The following is an 18,370-nucleotide window of genomic DNA, read 5'->3' as shown; positions in this document are numbered from 1 at the left end:
CCCCTGGAGCAGGAAACCCCTAGAGCACGAAGGCCCCTTCGGCGGTGCCGTCGGGGCCGCTCACCATCGGCCGGCCCGCCGCGTCCCAGGCGAGCATCCCGCCGTCCACATTCACCGCGTCCAGGCCCTGCGCGACCAGATACTGCGTCACCTGGGCGGAGCGGCCGCCGACCCGGCACATCACATGCACCCGTCGGCCCTCGCCCACCGCCGCGGTCAGCTCGTCGAACCGCGCGACGACCTGGCCCATCGGGATGTGCAGCGCGCCCTCGACATGCCCGGCCGCCCACTCGTCGTCCTCCCGGACGTCCAACAGAAAACCATCGGCCGGTACCGCCGTCGCCTCCACCTGAGGAAGCTGGGCAAAATGCATCGGACACACCTCTCACACGACATCGGCAGCTGCGGCCAACCTACTACCGCACCAGCTCCGCGAGCCGGGCCTCCTTCTCCGCGGCCTGGGCCAGCAACTGCTCGGCGATCTCGTCCAGCAGCCGGTCGGGATCCTCCGGCGCCATCTTGATCATCGCGCCGATCGCACTCGACTCCAGCTCCGCGGCGACCGCGGCCAGCATCTCCTTGCGCTCGGCCAGCCACTCCAGCCGGGCGTACAGCTCCTCGCTGCGGCTCGCCCGCCGCTCCGGCGGCGGCGGCCCGGCCTCCCACTCCTCGGCCAGCGCCCGCAGCGTCTCCTCGTCCCCGGCCGCGTACGCCGCGTTGACCCGCACGATGAAGGCACCGCGCCGCTCCCGCTCGGCCTCCTCCTCGGCCAGATCCGGATGGGCCTTACGGGCCAGCTCCCGGTAGATCCGGCGGGCCCCCTCGCTCGGCCGCACCCGCGGCGGCGGCTGCACGGGCTGCTCGGTGAGCATCGCGGCCGCCTCCGGCGAGAGCCCCTCCGAGTCGATCCAGCCGTGGAACAGCTCCTCCACACCCGGCATCGGCTGCACCAGCCCCCGCGCCTCGCTCGCCTTGCGGATGTCCTCCGGATCGCCGGTGCGCGCCGCGACCGCCTCGGCGATCAGCGCGTCCAGCTCGTCGAGGCGCGAATACATCGGCCCGAGCCGCTGGTGGTGCAGGCGGGAGAAGTTATCCACCTCCACCCGGAAGGTCTCCACCGCTATCTCGAACTCGATCAGCGCCTGCTCGGCCGCGCGCACCGCCCGCTCCAGACGCTCGGCGGCCTGGGCTTCCTCCTGGGACCAGGCCTCCTCGGACCAGGCCTCCTCGAACCGCTCGTGCGATTCCGCCTGGGGCTGTGCGTCCGACACCGACTGCCGTGCCTGCTGCTGCGCTTCCGGATTCGTCACCCGCTCAGCCTACGTCCGGCCGCTGATCGGCGATGGAGCTCACACCGCCGCCCGCGTCTCATCACCCACGCCTCACACCCCCATCTCGGCCGCTATCCGCCCGTTGCGCACCGCCGTGACCAGCGCGGAGTGATCGGCTTCCGTGCGATCCGCGTACGCCACCGCGAAGGCGGCCACCGCCTCGTCCAGCTCGTCCCCCTTACCGCAGTAGCCCGCCAGCAGCCGAGGGTCGGCGCTGTGGGTGTGCGCCCGCGCCAGCAGGGCCCCGGTCATCCGCCCGTAGTCGTCCATCTGATCCGCGGCCAGCGCCGCCGGGTCCACGCTTCCCTTGCGGTTACGGAACTGCCGCACCTGGTAGTGCCGCCCCCGCACCGTGGTCCACCCCAGCAGGATGTCGCTGACCACCTGCATCCGCTTCTGGCCGAGCACCACCCGCCGCCCCTCGTGTGTGACGTCCGGCACCTCGAAACCGGCCGTCACCACATGCGGCAGCAGCGCGGAGGGGCGCGCCTCCTTCACCTGGAGCACCAGCGGCTCGCCCCGGTGGTCGAGCAGGAGCACCACATAGGAGCGGGTGCCCACGCTTCCCGTGCCGACCACCCGGAACGCCACATCGTGCACCTCGTACCGCGAGAGCAGCGGCAGCCGGTCCTCCGGCAGCGTGCCCAGATACTCGGCGAGCGCCGAGGCCACCGCCGCCGCCTCCGCGTCCGGCACCCTCCGCAGCACCGGCGGCGCGTCCACGAAGCGCCGGGCCTCCGGCCGGCCGGAGGAGCCCTCCGCGCCCGGCACGGGCTCGGTGGCCCGCGCGGCGAACCGCGCGCTGGTGTTCCGCCGGGCTTTTTCGGACACCCGCTCCAAGGTCCCGGCCAGATCCCTGGCGTCCGTGTGGGAGACCAGCTCCTCGTCCGCGATCGCGTTCCACGCGTCCGCCGCGGGCAGCTTGGCCAGCAGCCGCACCGTGCGCCGGTAGGCACCCACGGCGTCCTGGGCCGCCGCCCGGCAGACGTCCTCGTCGGCGCCCGCTTCCCGGCCGGCCAGCACCAGCGAGACCGCGAGCCGCTTCACATCCCACTCCCACGGCCCGTGGATGGTCTCGTCGAAATCGTTGAGATCGATGATCAGGCCACCGCGCGCATCGCCGTAGATCCCGAAGTTGGCGGCGTGGGCATCGCCACACAGCTGTGCCCCGATGCCGGTGACCGGTGTGGCCGTGAGGTCGTACGCCATCAGCCCGGCGGCCCCGCGCAGAAAGGAGAAGGGGGTCGCGGCCATCCGCCCCACCCGGATCGGGGTCAGCTCCGGCAGCCGCCCGGCGTTCGACCGCTCGACCTCCGCCACCGGATCCGGCCGCCCGGCGGCCCTCGGCGGCTCGGCGTGCGCCGACCGCGGCACCCGCTTGCGCAGCGCCTTGCCCCGCTGCCGGGGAGTCGGCCCGTCCCCGTGCCAGACGGCGAAGCCCGGAACCGGAGGCAGCCGACGGCCCGCCCCGCCCACCACATCCCCGCCGCTCGCGCCCCGGTCTCCGCTCCGGCCGCTCTCGCCGCTTCCGTCGCCCTGACCGCCCCGGCCGTCCGTCATCGCGCCCCCCGCCTTCCTCGCACACGACATCGACTGAGCAGACCGTACCCCCTGTCACCCCAGCCCGTCAGAGCCTGTGGATAACTCCGGCGATCATGACGAAACCCCAGCTCAGTCGCGCCTCAACCCGATTCGGCTCAAGCCCCGCCCGCCTCAGCCGGACTCGGCTCGGGCCAAGCCCCCACTCACCCCCGGCTCGGCCCGGCCCGGCTCGCACTCACCCCCGGAACTGCTCCGGGCAGCCACCCCCCGAGGGCAGATGGTTCTCCGCCCACCGCGACAGCTCCTTCAGCGCGGGCCCCAGCGCCTTCCCCGCGTCCGTCAGCCGGTAGGCCACCCGCAGCGGCGGCCCGGCGTCGACCTCCCGCACCACCAGACCCGCCGCCGCGAGCTCGGTGAGCCGGTCCGACAGCATCCGCTCGCTGATCCCCGGGATCGCCCGCCGCAGCTCGGCGAAGTACGCCCCCTGCTCCGTCAGCACGGCCACGATCAATCCCGTCCAGCGCTTTCCGAACAGCTCGAAGAACCGCGTCATCTCGCTGTCGACCTGCTTGCAGGCCTGCTCGTTGTGCTCCCCACGACCCTTCGCCATGGAATACAGACTACTGCGTTCCGGTTCGGGACTGCGAAAAAGTAAGCTACTGTGCCATCTGTAGGTACGTAGTTATTACCGGCTCCGTGGGAGCCCAGTTACCGGAGGCGTTCCATGCCAACCCTTCTGCACATCGACACGTCCGTCTCCCCCCTCGAGTCCTCCGCTTCCCGTGCGGTCACCGCCACCTTCCGCAAGGAATGGGAAGCCCAGCACCCCAACGGCACGGTGATCTACCGCGACCTGGCCGCCGATCCGGTGCCGCACCTGGAGGGCCTCGCCGTCGCCGCCGGTTTCACCGCTCCCGATCAGCACACCCCTGAGCTGCGGGCCGCCTTCGCCCTGCGGGACACCCTGGCCGGTGAGCTCGAGCAGGCCGACGCGGTCCTGATCGCGGCCCCGATGTACAACTTCACGATCCCCTCCACCCTCAAGGCGTGGCTGGACCACGTGATCATCATGGGCCGCACCGCGGGCGCCGAGCAGACCACCGTCTCGGGCACCCCCACCGTCGTCGTCGCCAGCCGTGGTGGCGGTTACGGCCCCGGCACCCCGCGGGAGAGCTTCGAATTCGTCACCAACTTCCTGGGGAAGGCGCTGGGCGACGGCCTCGGCCTCGATGTCGAGTTCGTTGTGCCGGAGCTCACGATGGCCCGCAGCAATCCGGCCATGGCCGACCTCGTCGACGTCGCGGACGCCTCCATGGCGAAGGCCCACGAGGAGGCCGCGGCCAAGGCCAAGGCGCTCGCCGCCCGCTTCGCCGCCTGATCCGCCCGCGCCCGGACACCACGCCCGGCCAGGGGCCTCCTCTTCCCGGGAGGCCCCTGCCGTCGCGCCACAAAGCGGCCGAAGAGGAACAGAGGAACAAGCGGGAGAGAAGGGACGGAGAACAACTGGGCCGAAACAGCCGGGACATACGCGAAGCGGGCCCCTCCGAGCGACTTTCGTCACTCCGGAGAGACCCGCTCCGGCTCGTGCGCGAGGGGGGAGTTGAACCCCCACGCCCTTTCGGGCACTGGAACCTGAATCCAGCGCGTCTGCCTATTCCGCCACCCGCGCATGGGTGCTGTCGTCCGGTCACTCGGCCCCGCTCCCCGGTTCGATCTTTTCGATCCGCCCGGTTCGTGTGGCGCGCCTTCCGACATGCAGAACATTAGCACGGCCTGCGGGGTGCAATCACACCCGTTCCCGCTGCCCCGCCCCCACCCGTCCTCGGAGCGTCACGGTTGCGGGACACTGTCGTCAGCACACCTCTACGATCCCTGTGAGGGGTGACACTGCTCCACAGGGCCAGGAAGGGGAACCACCCGATTTCCCGACGCGTGGATACGATCAGTAAGCAGTACCAGGACGGCATAGAGCACGACTGAGGAAGGAGGTGCCCCGTGGGAGTACTGAAACGCTTCGAGCAGCGTCTCGAGGGCCTCGTGAACGGCACCTTCGCCAAGGTGTTCAAGTCCGAGGTCCAGCCGGTCGAGATCGCCGGCGCCCTCCAGCGTGAGTGCGACAACAACGCCACGATCTGGAACCGCGACCGGACGGTCGTCCCCAACGACTTCATCGTCGAGCTGAGCGCGCCCGACTACGAGCGGCTCAGCCCGTATTCCGGGCAGCTCGGCGACGAGCTGGCCGGTATGGTCCGCGACTACGCCAAGCAGCAGCGCTACACCTTCATGGGCGCCATCAAGGTGCATCTGCAGAAGGCCGACGACCTCGACACCGGCCTCTACCGGGTGCGCAGCCGGACGCTGGCCTCCAGCGAGTCCCAGAACCCGCAGCAGGCGCCGGACCGCCCGGCCTCCGGCGCCCCGCAGCAGCGCCCCGGCGGTTACGGCTACCCCGCTCAGCCCGCCGGTGCCCCGCCGATGCCGTCCACGCCCCCCGGCGCCCGTCCGGCGCCCCGCACCGGCGGCGCCGGCCCTCAGCCACAGGGCCAGACCCGCCGCTGGATCGAGATCAACGGCACCCGCCACCAGATCTCCCGGCCCACACTCGTCCTGGGCCGCTCCACCGACGCTGACGTGCGGATCGACGATCCCGGTGTCTCCCGCAGGCACTGCGAGATCCGGGTCGGAACCCCACCGACCATCCAGGATCTCGGGTCGACCAACGGCATCGTGGTGGACGGACAGCACACCACGCGCGCTACGCTCCGCGACGGCTCGCGGATCGTCGTGGGCAGCACCACCATCGTTTACCGGCAAGCCGAAGGGTGAAGCGGGGGCAATGTCAGAGCTGACCCTCACGGTCATGCGGTTGGGTTTCCTCGCCGTACTGTGGCTGTTCGTCATCGTGGCCGTACAGGTCATCCGCAGTGATCTGTTCGGCACCCGCGTGACCCAGCGCGGTACGGCGCGCCGCGGCGCCCCCGACCGGCCGCAGCAGCAACAGCGGCAGAGCGCGCCGCCGCAGCAGCGGCAGCAGTCCGGTGGCCGCGGCCGCCGGGGCGCCCCCACCAAGCTGGTGGTCTCCGAGGGCACTCTGACCGGCACCACGGTCGCCCTCCAGGGGCAGACCATCACCCTCGGCCGTGCGCACGATTCCACAATCGTTCTGGACGACGACTACGCCTCCAGTCGGCATGCCAGGATCTACCCGGACCGTGACGGCCAGTGGATCGTCGAGGACCTCGGGTCCACCAACGGCACCTATCTCGACCGGACCCGACTCACCACACCGACACCGATTCCGCTGGGTGCGCCGATCCGCATCGGCAAGACCGTCATCGAGCTGCGGAAGTAGTAGGACCATGACGACCGGAGGGTGGGCAGCGTGGTTGGCAAGGGGCTGTACCCGGAGCCGACGGGCGAGGTGCGCATGAGTCTGTCACTGCGTTTCGCGGCCGGATCGCACAAGGGCATGATCCGGGAGGGCAACGAGGACTCCGGTTACGCCGGTCCCCGGCTGCTCGCCATCGCCGACGGCATGGGTGGACAGGCCGCCGGCGAGGTCGCCAGCTCCGAGGTGATCTCCACCCTCGTCCAGCTCGACGACGATGTGCCGGGCTCGGACATCCTGACCTCCCTGGGCAGCGCCGTGCAGCGGGCCAATGAGCAGCTGCGCGTCATGGTCGAGGAGGACCCGCAGCTGGAGGGCATGGGCACCACGCTCACCGCCCTGCTGTGGACCGGCCAGCGGCTCGGTCTGGTGCACGTCGGCGACTCGCGCGCGTATCTGCTGCGTGACGGTGTGCTCACCCAGATCACCCAGGACCACACCTGGGTGCAGCGCCTGGTCGACGAGGGCCGGATCACCGAGGAGGAGGCGGGCACCCACCCGCAGCGCTCCCTGCTGATGCGCGCGCTGGGCAGCGGCGACCATGTCGAGCCCGATCTGTCCATCCGCGAGGTCCGGGCCGGCGACCGCTATCTGATCTGCTCCGACGGCCTGTCCGGCGTCGTGAGCCACCAGACCCTCGAGGAGACCCTCGCCAGCTACCAGGGCCCCCATGAGACCGTGCAGGAGCTGATCCAGCTCGCCCTGCGCGGCGGCGGTCCCGACAACATCACCTGCATCGTCGCCGACGTCCTCGACGTCGACGGCGGCGACACCCTCGCCGCCCAGCTCAACGACACCCCCGTGATCGTGGGCGCGGTCGCCGAGAACCAGGTCCCCCTCGGGGACGGCGGCGCCGCGCACACCCCCGCGGGCCGCGCCGCCGAGCTCGGCCGGTCCGTCCCGCAGCAGGGCGACGCGCAGGGCGGCTTCGGACCGCCCGGCAGCGGCGATCCGGCCATCGGGGGTCCGCAGGGCAGCTTCGGGGCGTACGCCGACGGGGACTTCAGCAAGAAGAGCGGCCGTAAGACGTGGGCCAAGCGGTCACTCTTCATCGTGCTGGGCCTCGCCGTGATCGGCGGCGGGCTCTACGGCGGCTATCGCTGGACCCAGACGCAGTACTACGTGGGCTCCAACGGCGACCATGTCGCGATCTACCAGGGCATCAGCCAGGACCTCGCCTGGATCAAGCTGAACAAGGTCCATGAGGACCACCGCGAGATCGAACTCAAGTACCTCCCGGCCGACCAGCGCGGCCGCGTGGAGGACACCATCGCGGTCAGCGGTCTCGGCCAGGCCCAGGACAAGACCAAGGACCTCGCCACCCTCGCCAGCGCCTGCAAGAAGGCCGAGGCCCAGGAGAAGGCCGAGGACGATCAGAAGGACCTCACCGGCGACAAGGACAAGGGCGGCAGCGCCGGGGGCAAGGCCTCCAGCAGCGCCTCCCCGTCCCAGAGCGGCGGCACCCAGCCGGGGGACCAGAGCATGCAGACGCAGACCGGGCCGCTCGCCGCCAAGGCCACGACCAAGCCCACGCCGACGACCACTCCCACTCCGCATCCCGGCCCCACCCTCTCGGAGGAGGAGAAGAAGTTGGTCCCGCAGTGCAGCAGCACCCAGCAGTGAAGCCGTAAGGGGCCGTCCACCCATGAGCAGTAGTACGACCAACACGACGACGATCAGTACGGCCGGGCCACCGAGCAGGCGGAACACCGAGCTGGCCATGCTGGCCTTCGCGGTGATCATTCCGGTCTTCGCCTACGCCAACGCGGGCCTGGCGCTCAGCGACGAGATGCCCTCCGGCATGCTCAGCTACGGCCTCGGCCTCGGCCTGCTGGCCGGCGTCGGCCATCTGGTGGTCCGGAAGTTCGCGCCGTACGCGGATCCGCTGCTGCTGCCGATCGCCACGCTCCTCAACGGGCTGGGCCTGGTGCTCATCTGGCGGCTGGACCAGTCCAAGCGGCTGGCCCAGCGGGCGGAGAGCATCAACCAGGTCTTCTCGCCCTCGGCCCCCAACCAGCTGATCTACTCGGCGCTGGGTGTCGCCCTCTTCGTCGGCGTCCTGATCCTGCTCAAGGACCACCGCCTGCTCCAGCGCTACACCTACATCTCCATGGCGGTGGCGCTGATCCTGCTGATCCTTCCGGTGTTCTTCCCGGCCCGGTTCGGCGCGCGCATCTGGATCACCATCGGCGGCTTCTCCATCCAGCCCGGTGAGTTCGCCAAGATCATCATTGCCGTGTTCTTCTCCGGCTATCTGATGGTCAAGCGGGACGCGCTCGCGCTGGCCAGCCGCCGCTTCATGGGGCTGTACCTGCCGCGCGGCCGCGACCTCGGCCCGATCCTGGTGGTCTGGGGGATGAGCATCCTCATCCTGGTCTTCGAGACCGACCTGGGCACCTCGCTGCTGTTCTTCGGCCTCTTCGTCGTGATGCTGTACGTCGCCACCGAGCGCACCAGCTGGATCGTCTTCGGTCTGCTGATGTCCGCGGCCGGCGCGGTCGGCGTCGCGACCTTCGAACCGCACGTCCAGCAGCGTGTGGACGCCTGGCTCGACCCCTTCGCGGCCTTCAAGACCGGCGGCAGTGACCAGATCGCCCAGGCCTTGATGGCCTTCGGCTCCGGCGGTGTCTTCGGCACCGGCCTCGGCCAGGGCAACTCCGACCTCATCGGCTTCGCCGCCAACTCCGACTTCATCCTGGCCACGGTCGGCGAGGAGCTCGGGCTCGCCGGAACCATGGGCATCCTGCTGCTCTACGGCCTGATCGTGGAGCGCGGTGTGCGCACCGCCCTCGCGGCCCGTGACCCGTTCGGCAAGCTGCTGGCCATCGGCCTGTCCGCGGCCTTCGCCATCCAGGTCTTCGTCGTCGCGGGCGGTGTGATGGGCCTCATCCCGCTGACCGGTATGACCATGCCGTTCATCGCGTCGGGTGGTTCGTCCGTCATCGCCAACTGGGCACTCGTCGCCATCCTGATCAAGATCAGCGACACCGCGCGCCGTCCGGCGCCGACGCCCGCTCCCACTACAGACGCCGAGATGACCCAGGTGGTCCGACCGTGAACAAGCCCCTGCGCCGAATCGCGATCTTCTGCGGGCTCCTCGTCTTCGCCCTGCTGCTGCGGGACAACTGGATCCAGTACGTCCAGGCCGACGAGCTGAAGAACCACGACAAGAACCGCCGCGTCCTGATCGCCCGTTACAGCCAGCCGCGCGGCAACATCATCGTCGACGGCCAGCCGATCACCGGATCCGTCGAGACCAACGGCACCGACTTCAAGTACAAGCGCACCTACAAGAACGGCCCCATGTGGGCGCCGGTCACCGGGTACGCCTCGCAGGCCTTCGACGCCAACCAGATCGAGAAGATCGAAGACGGCATCCTCACGGGCAACGACGACCGCCTCTTCTTCAACCGGACGATCGACATGATCACCGGCAAGAAGCAGAAGGGCGGCGACGTCATCACCACCCTGAACGGCAAGGCCCAGGAGGCCGCGTTCAAGGGCCTCGGCGACAAGAAGGGCGCCGTCGCCGCGCTCGACCCGCGCACCGGCAAGATCCTCGCCCTCGCCTCGACCCCGAGCTACGACCCCTCCACGTTCGCGGGCGGGTCCACCAAGGACGAGAAGGCGTGGAACGCGCTCCTGCCGAAGAACGACAAGGACGACCCGATGCTCAACCGGGCGCTCCGTCAGACCTACCCGCCCGGCTCGACCTTCAAGGTCGTCACCGCCGCGGCCGCGCTGGAGAACGGCAAGTACACCGACATCGACGCCCCGACGGACTCCCCGGACCCCTGGAAGCTCCCGCTGTCCGTCAAGCCCCTGCCCAACGAGGGGAACATCCCCTGCGAGAACGCTTCGCTGCGGCAGGCGCTCCGCTACTCCTGCAACACGGTCTTCGGCAAGCTCGGTGACGACCTCGGCGAGGACAAGATGCGGGAGCAGGCCGAGAAGTTCGGCTTCAACGAGACGGTCGACACCCCCGTCCGCGCCTACGCCAGCGTCTACCCCAAGGACATGGACCGGCCGGGCAACGCGATGTCGGCCATCGGCCAGTTCGACACCCGGGCCACCCCGCTCCAGATGGCGATGGTCGCCGCCGCGGTCGCCAACGACGGCAAGCTGATGAAGCCGTACATGGTCGACTCGCTGCGCGCCCCCAACCTCAACACCATCGAGCAGACCAGCCCGGAGGAGATGAGCCAGCCGGTCAGCGCGGAGAACGCCCACAAGCTCCAGGACATGATGGAGACCGTGGTCAAGGAGGGCACCGGCACCAGCGCCCAGATCCCGGGCGTCACGGTCGGCGGCAAGACCGGTACCGCGCAGCACGGCGTCGCCAACAGCAAGAACCCCTACGCGTGGTTCATCTCCTACGCCAAGGGGGACGACGGCTCCCCGGTCGCGGTCGCGGTCGTCATCGAGGGGTCCGACACCCTCCGCGGCGACATCGCCGGTGGCAAGCTGGCCGCGCCGATCGCCAAGAGCGTGATGCAGGCCGTCCTGGACACCGAGCGCGACAAGTGAGGCCCGTCACGTCCGGATATCAATCCCGCACGTCGCCGTACCGGTCCGGTATCAAGTAGCGGCTGAGGCCAGGTCCCGTAAGACGTGCCGGGTACGGTATGCCCGAGCAGCACTTCACCGGCCCCCACAGGTGCGGCCGGGAACCACGGAAGAGGGCTGGAGTAGCTATGGAAGAGCCGCGTCGCCTCGGCGGGCGGTATGAGCTGGGCTCGGTGCTCGGCCGCGGCGGGATGGCGGAGGTCTACCTCGCGCACGACACCCGCCTCGGCCGTACTGTCGCTGTGAAGACGCTGCGGGCGGACCTCGCCCGTGACCCGTCCTTCCAGGCCCGGTTCCGCCGAGAGGCCCAGTCGGCCGCCTCGCTCAACCATCCCGCGATCGTCGCGGTCTACGACACCGGCGAGGACTACGTCGACGGTGTCTCGATTCCGTACATCGTGATGGAGTACGTCGACGGCTCCACCCTGCGTGAGCTTCTTCACTCGGGCAGAAAGCTGCTCCCGGAGCGCTCGCTGGAGATGACCACCGGCATCCTCCAGGCCCTCGAGTACTCACACCGCAACAACATCGTCCACCGGGACATCAAACCGGCCAACGTCATGCTCACGCGCAGCGGCCAGGTCAAGGTGATGGACTTCGGCATCGCGCGGGCCATGGGCGATGCCGGTATGACCATGACGCAGACGGCCGCCGTCATCGGCACCGCGCAGTACCTCTCCCCCGAGCAGGCCAAGGGCGAGACCGTCGACGCGCGCAGCGACCTGTACTCCACCGGCTGTCTGCTCTACGAGCTGCTGACCGTAAGGCCGCCGTTCGTGGGCGACTCCCCGGTGGCCGTCGCCTATCAGCACGTGCGGGAGGAACCGCAGCCGCCGAGCACGTACGACCCCGAGATCACCCCGGAGATGGACGCCATCGTCCTGCGGGCCCTGGTCAAGGACCCCGACTACCGCTATCAGTCGGCCGATGAGATGCGCGCCGACATCGAGGCGGCCCTGGAGGGCCAGCCGGTCGCCGCCACCGCCGCGCTGGGCGCGGTCGGCTACGGCGCCGACGACCAGCCCACCACGATGCTGCGCCCGCAGGACGGCGGCGCCGGGGCGCAGACCTCGATGCTCCCCCCGATGCGCGAGGACGACGGCGGCTTCGGCTACGACGAGCGGCCGGACCGCGGACGGGGACGCTCCGGGAAGAAGGGCAATCTCTCGACGATCCTGCTGATCCTCGCCGGGATACTGGTGCTGGTCGGTGCGATCTTCATCGGGAAGTCGCTGTTCGGGGGCGGGAACAACGACGGCACGGTCCAGGTGCCCAACCTGGTCGGCAAGTCGTTGGCCGAGGCCAAGAACCAGGGGGAGAACGGCGACTTCAAGGTCAAGAACGTCGGCTCCAAGTTCTGCGCCGACGCGGAGAAGAACACCGTCTGCGAGCAGAACCCCGAGGGCGGCGGCGAGATCGAGCGGTACGGCACGGTCGAGCTGACCATGTCCAAGGGCCCCAAGCCCGCGGCCAAGGTCGAGGTGCCCGACGTCCTGAACGTGCAGTACGAGACGGCCAAGTCGCAGCTGGAGTCCAAGGGCTTCCAGGTCGAGCAGAAGACCCAGCAGTCCGACCAGACCGCCGGCAAGGTGATCGACCAGGACCCGAAGGGCGGTAAGAAGGTCGCGAAGGGCTCCACGATCACTCTGACCGTCGCCGAGGCGCAGGAGAAGGTGGTCGTCCCGGACGTGACCACGCAGAAGGTCGAGGACGCCACCTCGTCCCTCCAGGGCAAGGGCCTCAAGGTCCAGACGCAGGAGGTCGAGAACGGCGATGTCGAGGCCGGCACGGTCACCGACCAGACGCCCAAGGGCGGCCAGGAGGTCCTGCCCGGTTCGACGGTCACGCTGACCGTCGCCAAGGCCCCCGAGCAGCAGGAGAACGCACAGGTGCCCAACCTGGGCGGCCAGTCCCTCAAGGACGCCAAGAAGGCGCTCCAGGACGCGGGCCTCAACGTGGGCAACATCGCCGGTCCGCAGGACGACAACGCCACCGTGGTGGCCAGCCAGCCCGGTGCGGGCACCCAGGTGCCCAAGGGTCAGTCCGTGAACCTCATCACGGTCGCCGGGCAGGGCGGGAACGGCAACGGTGGCGGTGGGAACGGCGGAAACATCTTCGGCGGCCAAAGCGGCCTCGACTCCCTCGGCTGATCCGCCACCGGCCCCCGGAGGGGCCCTGTAGCACGGGGAAGCCCCCGGCACTCGGAGATGGGTGCCGGGGGCTTCCCCGTATCCGTGCCCGCTGGGCGCTCCGGGGGGGGGAGCCGCCGCTAACGCAGCTCCTTGGGGAGCGTGCGGTCCGCGTCGACCTTCTCGGTGCGCTCCAGTTCGCCCCAGACGATGTAGCGGTGGCGGGAGGTGTAGACGGGGGTGCACGTCGAGAGCGTGATGTAGCGGCCCGGCTTCTTCTTCCCGGACTCCTTCGGGACCGCCTTCAGCACGTCCACGTTGTACTTGGAGGTCTCCGGCAGCGTCGCGTAGACCTTGTAGACGTACCAGGTGTCGCGGGTCTCGAAGACCACCGCGTCGCCGTCGTGGACCTTGTCGATGTTGTGGAACTTCGCGCCGTGCCCGTCCCGGTGCGCGGCCAGGCTGAAGTTGCCCTTCTCGTCCCACGGCATCGCGGACTTGACCGGCTTGGTGTAGTAGCCGGCGACGCCGTCGTTGAGGGTCTCGGTGCTGGTGCCCTTCTTGACCAGCACCTCGCCGTTGTGCATGGCCGGTACGTGCAGGAACCCGATGCCGTCCTTGGTGTCGAGCGAACCCGGCCCCTGCTGCGACCAGTGCTTGCGCACCCGGTCGCCCTGCTTCTTCGCCTCACGGTCGGCCAGGACGTTGGTCCACCACAGCGAGTAGACGACGAACAGGCCGAGGATGATCCCCGCGGTGATCAGCAACTCGCCGAAGATGCCTATGGCCGCGGCCACCCGCCCGCGGCGGGGACGGGAGCTGGGCGTTGCGGGCGGGCCGGGGTGCCGGTCCTGTCGTTCGTCGTGGTCGGTCCGTGCCACCGCGTGGTACCCCTTTTTCTGGTGTTCCGGCTGTTCCCGCTCACTCGACCAGCGCGTCCGGCTTTCCCTCGCTACGCGGCCGCTCCTCGACCATCTTGCCCCAGACGATCATCCGGTAGGTGCTGGTGAACTCCGGGGTGCAGGTGGTCAGCGTGATGTAGCGGCCCGGTTTGGTAAAGCCGGAGCCGGGCGGCACCGGCTTGATGACGCCCGTGTTGGACGGCGGCGTCTGCGGCAGGATGCTGCTCATCTCATAGGTGTAGTACCGGTTCTGCGTCTCGACGACGATCTTGTCGCCGGGCTTGAGCCGGTTGATGTAGCGGAACGGCTCGCCATGGGTGTTGCGGTGCCCGGCGAGCGCGAAGTTGCCCTTCTTGTCCCACGGCATCGCGGTCTTCAGGGGGCTCTTGCCGTAGTGGCCGACCATGCCGCGGTCGAGGACCCTGTGCTTGTCGATGCCCTCGGCGATCGGCGCCTTCACGTCCAGCTTGGGGATGTAGATGATCGCGAACCCCTGCCCGGGGGAGAAGACACCCGGGTCGCGGTCGTCACCGCCGTTCTCGTCCCACTTCTTCTGGAGGTTGTTCGCGGCGCCGTTCGCCTGCTGATGCGCACGGATGTTCGTCCACCACAGCTGATAGGTGACGAACAGCAGCATCAGCACGCCGAACGTGATGAACAGCTCGCCGATCAGCCGGCTCGCCACCACCCCGGGGCTGTCCTTGCTCGCCCGCGCGGCGCGCTTGGCCTCCATACGGGTGCGGGGCCGGTCGGCCCCGGCGCTCCGCGGGGCCCCGGCGGTCCCCGCGGCACCCGGCTCCGCCGTACCGCCCCTGGCCCGGGAGCCGTGTCTGCCGACGCGCTTCCCGGCCCCCCTGGCGGCCTTACGGCGGGCGGCCCGGCCGCCGGGCGGGGGCTTGGGGCCGCCGTCCCGGTCCGGCGCGACCTTGCGGAGCGGCATGGTCTGGTCGGCGGGCGCGGGCCGCGCCTCCACGGCGCGCAGGGCGACCGTCTCACCGGCCTCACCGGTCCTACCAGTCTCACCGGCCTTACGGGTCTCATGGGCCGGGACCGTCACCGGGGGCAGGACGGCCGTCTCGGCGACCTCCGGGGCCCGTGCGGACGGCTCGGCGAAGGGTGCAGGCGTCCGAGCAGCGGATCTTACGGGCGTCTCCGGGACGCGTACGGACGCCCCCTGGGCACGTACCGGCATCTCCTGGCCGTCGCGTACTCCCGGCGGCGTCTCCGGGGCGCGTACGGGCGGCTCGGCGGCGTGTGGGGGCCCCGAGGGGGCCGCGCGGGCGCGTCGGCGCCCTGTGGGCGGTCTGGCCGCCTCAACGGCCTCCTCCGGCCCGGCGGAGGCCGGGCGGGCGCGCCGTCTGCGCCCGGTGGGCGGCGGCACGGCGAGCGACGCGGTGCCGACGCCCCGCCCCGTGGGCCCGGCCGGGGCGGGGTCCGGCAGGGGATCGGCCAGCGGGTCGGCCAGCGGGGCGCGAAGGCCCTCCACAGCCGCCCCGAACGCGTCCGGTCTCCCCTGGCCGCCATGGGCGCCAGGCGGCTGGTGAGGACCGTATGGCGCGTACGGGCCGGGCTCCCGGGCGCCATGGGCAGCGCCCTCGCGCTCAGGGCGCGGTCCGGTCACTCGCCGGCCTTACCGCCGACCGCCCCGACCACCGGGGCGAGCCCCGCGGACCGCCCCACGGCCTCCGTGTCCCCGCACTCCACCAGCCAGTTGGCGAGCATGCGATGGCCCCATTCGGTGAGGACCGACTCGGGGTGGAACTGGACACCCTCGACCCGCAGTTCCCGGTGGCGCAGCCCCATGGCGATGCCGGTCTCCGTCCAGGCGGTGATCTCCAACTCCGGGGGCACCGTGTCCCGTTCCACGGCCAGGGAGTGATAGCGGGTGGCGGTGAAGGGCGAGGGCAGACCGCTGAAGACGCCGGCCCCCTCATGGGTCACCAGCGAGGTCTTGCCGTGCAGCAGCTCCGGGGCCCGCCCGACGACTCCGCCGTACGCGACGGCCATGGACTGCATCCCCAGGCAGACGCCGAACACCGGTACGCCGGTGCTCGCGCAGTGCCGCACCATATCGACGCAGACCCCCGCCTCCTCCGGGGTGCCGGGCCCGGGGGACAGCAGGACTCCGTCGAAGCCGTCCTGGGCGTGGGCGAGGGAGACCTCGTCGTTCCGCACCACCTCGCACTCGGCGCCGAGCTGATAGAGGTACTGGACGAGGTTGAAGACGAAGCTGTCGTAGTTGTCGACGACCAGGACGCGCGCGCTCATCGGGGACCCGCCATTCCCTCGTCGACCGTCACGTCGTTGAACGGCAGCAGGGGCTCCGCCCAGGGGAAGACGTACTGGAAGAGCACGAAGACGATCGCCAGCACCAACACGAGCGAAATCAGCGCCCGTACCCATGCGTTACCCGGCAGATGCCGCCAGATCCAGCCGTACATGCCATCCCTACTCACCGATGACGAAACCGATTGCAGCACCGGAGTGCAGCACCAGAGTAAGGGGCGAGGGGTGAGGCCGGAGGGTCAGCTGTACAAAGCCTTGGGCTTGCCTTGGGTAACCGATTGGGTCGCGTCGAGGTGCGCCCAGGCGATCAGACGGTGGCTGTGACCCCACTCCGGCTCGCAGGTGGTCAGGGTGAGATAGCGGCCGGAGCGGCGGAAACCGGACGCGCGTGGCACCGGATCGATCACCTCGGTGTCGGTCGGCAGGGTGCGGTAGGGCCGCCGGTCGATGCGGTACGTGAACCAGGTGGTGCCGTCGGTCAGCACCACCGCGTCACCGGGGCGCAGTTCGGGGAAGTCCTTGAAGGGGTCGCCGTAGGTGCGGCGGTGTCCGGCGACGGCGAAGTTGCCGAGGTCGCCGAGGCGGGCGGTGCGGGAGTAGTGGCCCAGTCCCTTCTTCAGGGTGCCGGTGGCGGTGCCCTCCAGGACCGGTTTGGCCCAGTCGGTGCCGAAGCGCGGGATGTACATGATCGCGAAGGAGGCGCCGGGCTCGTAGCGGCGGGGCCGTGCCGAGGGCTGGGCACCGGCGGTGACCGTGCCGGTGGCCCACCGGTCCTGGAGGTGGTCGATCTCGCCGTCCATGGCGCGGTCGGCCCGCACCGAGGTCCAGTACAGGACGTAGACCACCAGAAGAATGATCAAGGTGCCGACGGTGACGCAGATCTCACTGAGCGTTCTGATGATCAGCCGTGTGCTCAGCCGTGTGCTCAGCCGTGTGCTCGGCCGCGTACTCATCGGCCCCCACTGTCCGCCCCGCCGCCCCGGTGCCGCGTCCCGGGTGACGCGTACCGGTGTCCGCCGGTGCTATCCGACGGGCTCTGCCTGGTGCAGGTCCACTGTGCCGGAGTAACCCGGAAGAGTCACCGTGTCGTGCTGGTCGACTTTCCAGCCGAGGCCGTACGCGTCGACATAGCTGCGGTAGTTCTGGATCGCGGGCGAGGCGGCGAGGGCGGCGCGCAGCTTGCCCCGGTCGCCGACGGCGGTCACCTTGTACGGCGGGGAGTAGACCTGGCCCTGGAGGATCAGGGTGTTGCCGACGCAGCGCACCGCGCTGGTGGAGATCAGCCGCTGGTCCATGACCTTGATCCCCTTGGCGCCGCCCTGCCACAGCGCGTTCACCACGGCCTGGAGATCCTGCTGGTGGATGACGAGGTCGTTGGGCTGGGGGTCCGGGACGCCGGGAATCAGCGGAGTGGCGTTCGGCGGGGCGTCGGTGAGGGTGACGGTGAGTCCGGGGCCGGTGAGCTTCCTGGTGCCGGCGGTCTCCTCCAGCTCGGCGAGCTTGCGGCGCTCGGCCTGCGAGCTGCCGTTGTCCCGCCGGGCGAGGGCATCGACCTCGGACCGTATTGTCGCGGTGCTGTCGTCCAGGGCGCCGTTCTTACGGCTGCGCTCCTGGATGAGATCGGAGAGCCGCAGCATCGATTCATCGCTGCGGAGGTTGGTGCCCTGGGCCGTGTTGAAACTGGTCCAGAAGATCACTCCGGCCAGCGCGAAGACGGCGGCGGTCAGCAGCCGGATGGGGCGGAACCGGAGGCGGCGGGAGGCCGGGGTGGGGGAGTCAGCGGAATTGCTCAACGTACCCTTACTCCTTACGACGCCGCGGAAGGACTACGCTAACCGACATGTGGGGGAGGGACGTGGTCCCCGTCGCTGTCCCGCCCCGGCGCCGTCCGTATACATCCCGCGCGGTCACGCAGCGCATCGACAGGAGAGTTCCTCGTGCCGAAGTCACGGATCCGCAAGAAGGACGACTTCACGCCGCCGCCGGCGAAGCAGGCAGCCAGCATCAGTCTGAGCAGCGGCCGCCGGTGGGTGGCGCCTCTGATGCTGGCCATGTTCCTGATCGGCCTCGCGTGGATCGTCATCTTCTACGTGACCACGGGGGACATGCCGGTCGAGTCCCTGGGCAACTGGAACATCGTGGTCGGCTTCGGCTTCATCGCCGCGGGGTTCGTCGTCTCCACCCAGTGGAAGTGACCCGGCTTTCCCCCAGCCCCGCTCCGGCCCT

General features: G+C 70.0%; 18 protein-coding genes and 1 tRNA gene. 8 read left to right on the top strand and 11 right to left on the bottom strand.

Annotated features, from left to right (window positions below):
- Window positions 1-19 precede the first annotated feature (19 nt).
- The 4 genes from N6H00_RS20625 to N6H00_RS20610 form a co-directional block, all read right to left on the bottom strand.
- Entirely contained in the window at window positions 20-373 is a 354-nt protein-coding gene (locus N6H00_RS20625; RefSeq protein ID WP_268973271.1) for a rhodanese-like domain-containing protein, read from the bottom strand.
- A gap of 43 nt (window positions 374-416) precedes the next feature.
- Window positions 417-1,310, bottom strand: coding sequence for a hypothetical protein (locus N6H00_RS20620; protein ID WP_268973270.1), 894 nt, complete (start codon window positions 1,308-1,310; stop codon window positions 417-419).
- A 72-nt stretch (window positions 1,311-1,382) separates the two neighbouring features.
- Entirely contained in the window at window positions 1,383-2,891 is a 1,509-nt protein-coding gene (locus N6H00_RS20615) for a DUF2252 domain-containing protein (protein WP_268973269.1), read from the bottom strand.
- A 217-nt stretch (window positions 2,892-3,108) separates the two neighbouring features.
- Window positions 3,109-3,483: a winged helix-turn-helix transcriptional regulator gene (locus tag N6H00_RS20610; protein WP_268973268.1), complete on the bottom strand. Its 375-nt coding sequence runs from the start codon at window positions 3,481-3,483 to the stop codon at window positions 3,109-3,111.
- Window positions 3,484-3,597: 114 nt separating this feature from the next.
- On the opposite strand from N6H00_RS20610, the gene N6H00_RS20605 reads away from it, so the two are divergent.
- Entirely contained in the window at window positions 3,598-4,251 is a 654-nt protein-coding gene (locus N6H00_RS20605) for an FMN-dependent NADH-azoreductase (RefSeq protein WP_268973267.1), read from the top strand.
- A gap of 207 nt (window positions 4,252-4,458) precedes the next feature.
- Here the strand turns inward: N6H00_RS20605 and N6H00_RS20600 are convergent.
- Window positions 4,459-4,542 (bottom strand) — tRNA-Leu (locus N6H00_RS20600).
- Between the two features lie 326 nt (window positions 4,543-4,868).
- On the opposite strand from N6H00_RS20600, the gene N6H00_RS20595 reads away from it, so the two are divergent.
- The 6 genes from N6H00_RS20595 (at window position 4,869) to pknB (ending at window position 12,977) form a co-directional block, all read left to right on the top strand.
- Window positions 4,869-5,699, top strand: a complete 831-nt coding sequence (locus N6H00_RS20595) for an FhaA domain-containing protein (protein ID WP_268973266.1) — start codon at window positions 4,869-4,871, stop codon at window positions 5,697-5,699.
- A gap of 10 nt (window positions 5,700-5,709) precedes the next feature.
- Complete coding sequence (locus N6H00_RS20590) at window positions 5,710-6,225, top strand: FHA domain-containing protein FhaB/FipA (protein ID WP_030827859.1); 516 nt, start codon at window positions 5,710-5,712, stop codon at window positions 6,223-6,225.
- 75 nt (window positions 6,226-6,300) lie between these two features.
- Complete coding sequence (locus tag N6H00_RS20585) at window positions 6,301-7,884, top strand: PP2C family protein-serine/threonine phosphatase (protein WP_268973265.1); 1,584 nt, start codon at window positions 6,301-6,303, stop codon at window positions 7,882-7,884.
- A 22-nt stretch (window positions 7,885-7,906) separates the two neighbouring features.
- The gene (locus tag N6H00_RS20580; RefSeq protein WP_268973264.1) at window positions 7,907-9,319 is read left to right on the top strand and encodes an FtsW/RodA/SpoVE family cell cycle protein; all 1,413 of its coding nucleotides are present in this window, start codon (window positions 7,907-7,909) and stop codon (window positions 9,317-9,319) included.
- Entirely contained in the window at window positions 9,316-10,788 is a 1,473-nt protein-coding gene (locus N6H00_RS20575) for a peptidoglycan D,D-transpeptidase FtsI family protein (RefSeq protein ID WP_268973263.1), read from the top strand. The genes N6H00_RS20580 and N6H00_RS20575 overlap by 4 nt, the downstream gene beginning before the upstream one ends.
- Before the next feature lie 167 nt (window positions 10,789-10,955).
- On the top strand, window positions 10,956-12,977 hold the full coding sequence (pknB, locus tag N6H00_RS20570; protein ID WP_268973262.1) for a Stk1 family PASTA domain-containing Ser/Thr kinase: 2,022 nt from the start codon (window positions 10,956-10,958) through the stop codon (window positions 12,975-12,977).
- 119 nt (window positions 12,978-13,096) lie between these two features.
- On the opposite strand, the gene N6H00_RS20565 is transcribed toward pknB, so the two are convergent.
- The 6 genes from N6H00_RS20565 to N6H00_RS20540 form a co-directional block, all read right to left on the bottom strand.
- Window positions 13,097-13,837, bottom strand: a complete 741-nt coding sequence (locus N6H00_RS20565; RefSeq protein WP_268973261.1) for a class E sortase — start codon at window positions 13,835-13,837, stop codon at window positions 13,097-13,099.
- Between the two features lie 40 nt (window positions 13,838-13,877).
- Window positions 13,878-15,479, bottom strand: a complete 1,602-nt coding sequence (locus tag N6H00_RS20560; protein ID WP_268973260.1) for a class E sortase — start codon at window positions 15,477-15,479, stop codon at window positions 13,878-13,880.
- Window positions 15,476-16,126, bottom strand: a complete 651-nt coding sequence (locus N6H00_RS20555; RefSeq protein WP_268973259.1) for an aminodeoxychorismate/anthranilate synthase component II — start codon at window positions 16,124-16,126, stop codon at window positions 15,476-15,478. The genes N6H00_RS20560 and N6H00_RS20555 overlap by 4 nt, the downstream gene beginning before the upstream one ends.
- Entirely contained in the window at window positions 16,123-16,299 is a 177-nt protein-coding gene (locus N6H00_RS20550) for a hypothetical protein (RefSeq protein WP_044572551.1), read from the bottom strand. The genes N6H00_RS20555 and N6H00_RS20550 overlap by 4 nt, the downstream gene beginning before the upstream one ends.
- A gap of 84 nt (window positions 16,300-16,383) precedes the next feature.
- The gene (locus tag N6H00_RS20545; protein WP_268973257.1) at window positions 16,384-17,097 is read right to left on the bottom strand and encodes a class E sortase; all 714 of its coding nucleotides are present in this window, start codon (window positions 17,095-17,097) and stop codon (window positions 16,384-16,386) included.
- Between the two features lie 69 nt (window positions 17,098-17,166).
- Entirely contained in the window at window positions 17,167-17,937 is a 771-nt protein-coding gene (locus N6H00_RS20540; protein WP_268973256.1) for a DUF881 domain-containing protein, read from the bottom strand.
- Window positions 17,938-18,081: 144 nt separating this feature from the next.
- On the opposite strand from N6H00_RS20540, the gene crgA reads away from it, so the two are divergent.
- A complete protein-coding gene (crgA, locus tag N6H00_RS20535; protein WP_268973255.1) occupies window positions 18,082-18,339 on the top strand; it encodes a cell division protein CrgA in 258 nt (85 codons plus the stop codon).
- Window positions 18,340-18,370 lie beyond the last annotated feature (31 nt).

It is taken from the genome of Streptomyces sp. S465, from assembly GCF_026898115.1.
Lineage (GTDB): Bacteria > Actinomycetota > Actinomycetes > Streptomycetales > Streptomycetaceae > Streptomyces > Streptomyces luomodiensis.
The sequence above is the reverse complement of the archived record's forward strand: the minus strand, read 5'-3'. Positions and strand labels throughout refer to the sequence as shown.

What these genes read in the sequence shown, in the direction of transcription:
- N6H00_RS20545 (WP_268973257.1), bottom strand. Translation starts at nt 17,097, where the DNA reads ATGAGTACGCGGCCGAGCACACGGCTGAGCACACGGCTGAGCACACGG.
- N6H00_RS20555 (WP_268973259.1), bottom strand. Translation starts at nt 16,126, where the DNA reads ATGAGCGCGCGCGTCCTGGTCGTCGACAACTACGACAGCTTCGTCTTC.
- N6H00_RS20605 (WP_268973267.1), top strand. Translation starts at nt 3,598, where the DNA reads ATGCCAACCCTTCTGCACATCGACACGTCCGTCTCCCCCCTCGAGTCC.
- N6H00_RS20625 (WP_268973271.1), bottom strand. Translation starts at nt 373, where the DNA reads ATGCATTTTGCCCAGCTTCCTCAGGTGGAGGCGACGGCGGTACCGGCC.
- N6H00_RS20580 (WP_268973264.1), top strand. Translation starts at nt 7,907, where the DNA reads ATGAGCAGTAGTACGACCAACACGACGACGATCAGTACGGCCGGGCCA.
- N6H00_RS20550 (WP_044572551.1), bottom strand. Translation starts at nt 16,299, where the DNA reads ATGTACGGCTGGATCTGGCGGCATCTGCCGGGTAACGCATGGGTACGG.
- N6H00_RS20590 (WP_030827859.1), top strand. Translation starts at nt 5,710, where the DNA reads ATGTCAGAGCTGACCCTCACGGTCATGCGGTTGGGTTTCCTCGCCGTA.
- N6H00_RS20610 (WP_268973268.1), bottom strand. Translation starts at nt 3,483, where the DNA reads ATGGCGAAGGGTCGTGGGGAGCACAACGAGCAGGCCTGCAAGCAGGTC.
- N6H00_RS20615 (WP_268973269.1), bottom strand. Translation starts at nt 2,891, where the DNA reads ATGACGGACGGCCGGGGCGGTCAGGGCGACGGAAGCGGCGAGAGCGGC.
- N6H00_RS20585 (WP_268973265.1), top strand. Translation starts at nt 6,301, where the DNA reads ATGAGTCTGTCACTGCGTTTCGCGGCCGGATCGCACAAGGGCATGATC.
- pknB (WP_268973262.1), top strand. Translation starts at nt 10,956, where the DNA reads ATGGAAGAGCCGCGTCGCCTCGGCGGGCGGTATGAGCTGGGCTCGGTG.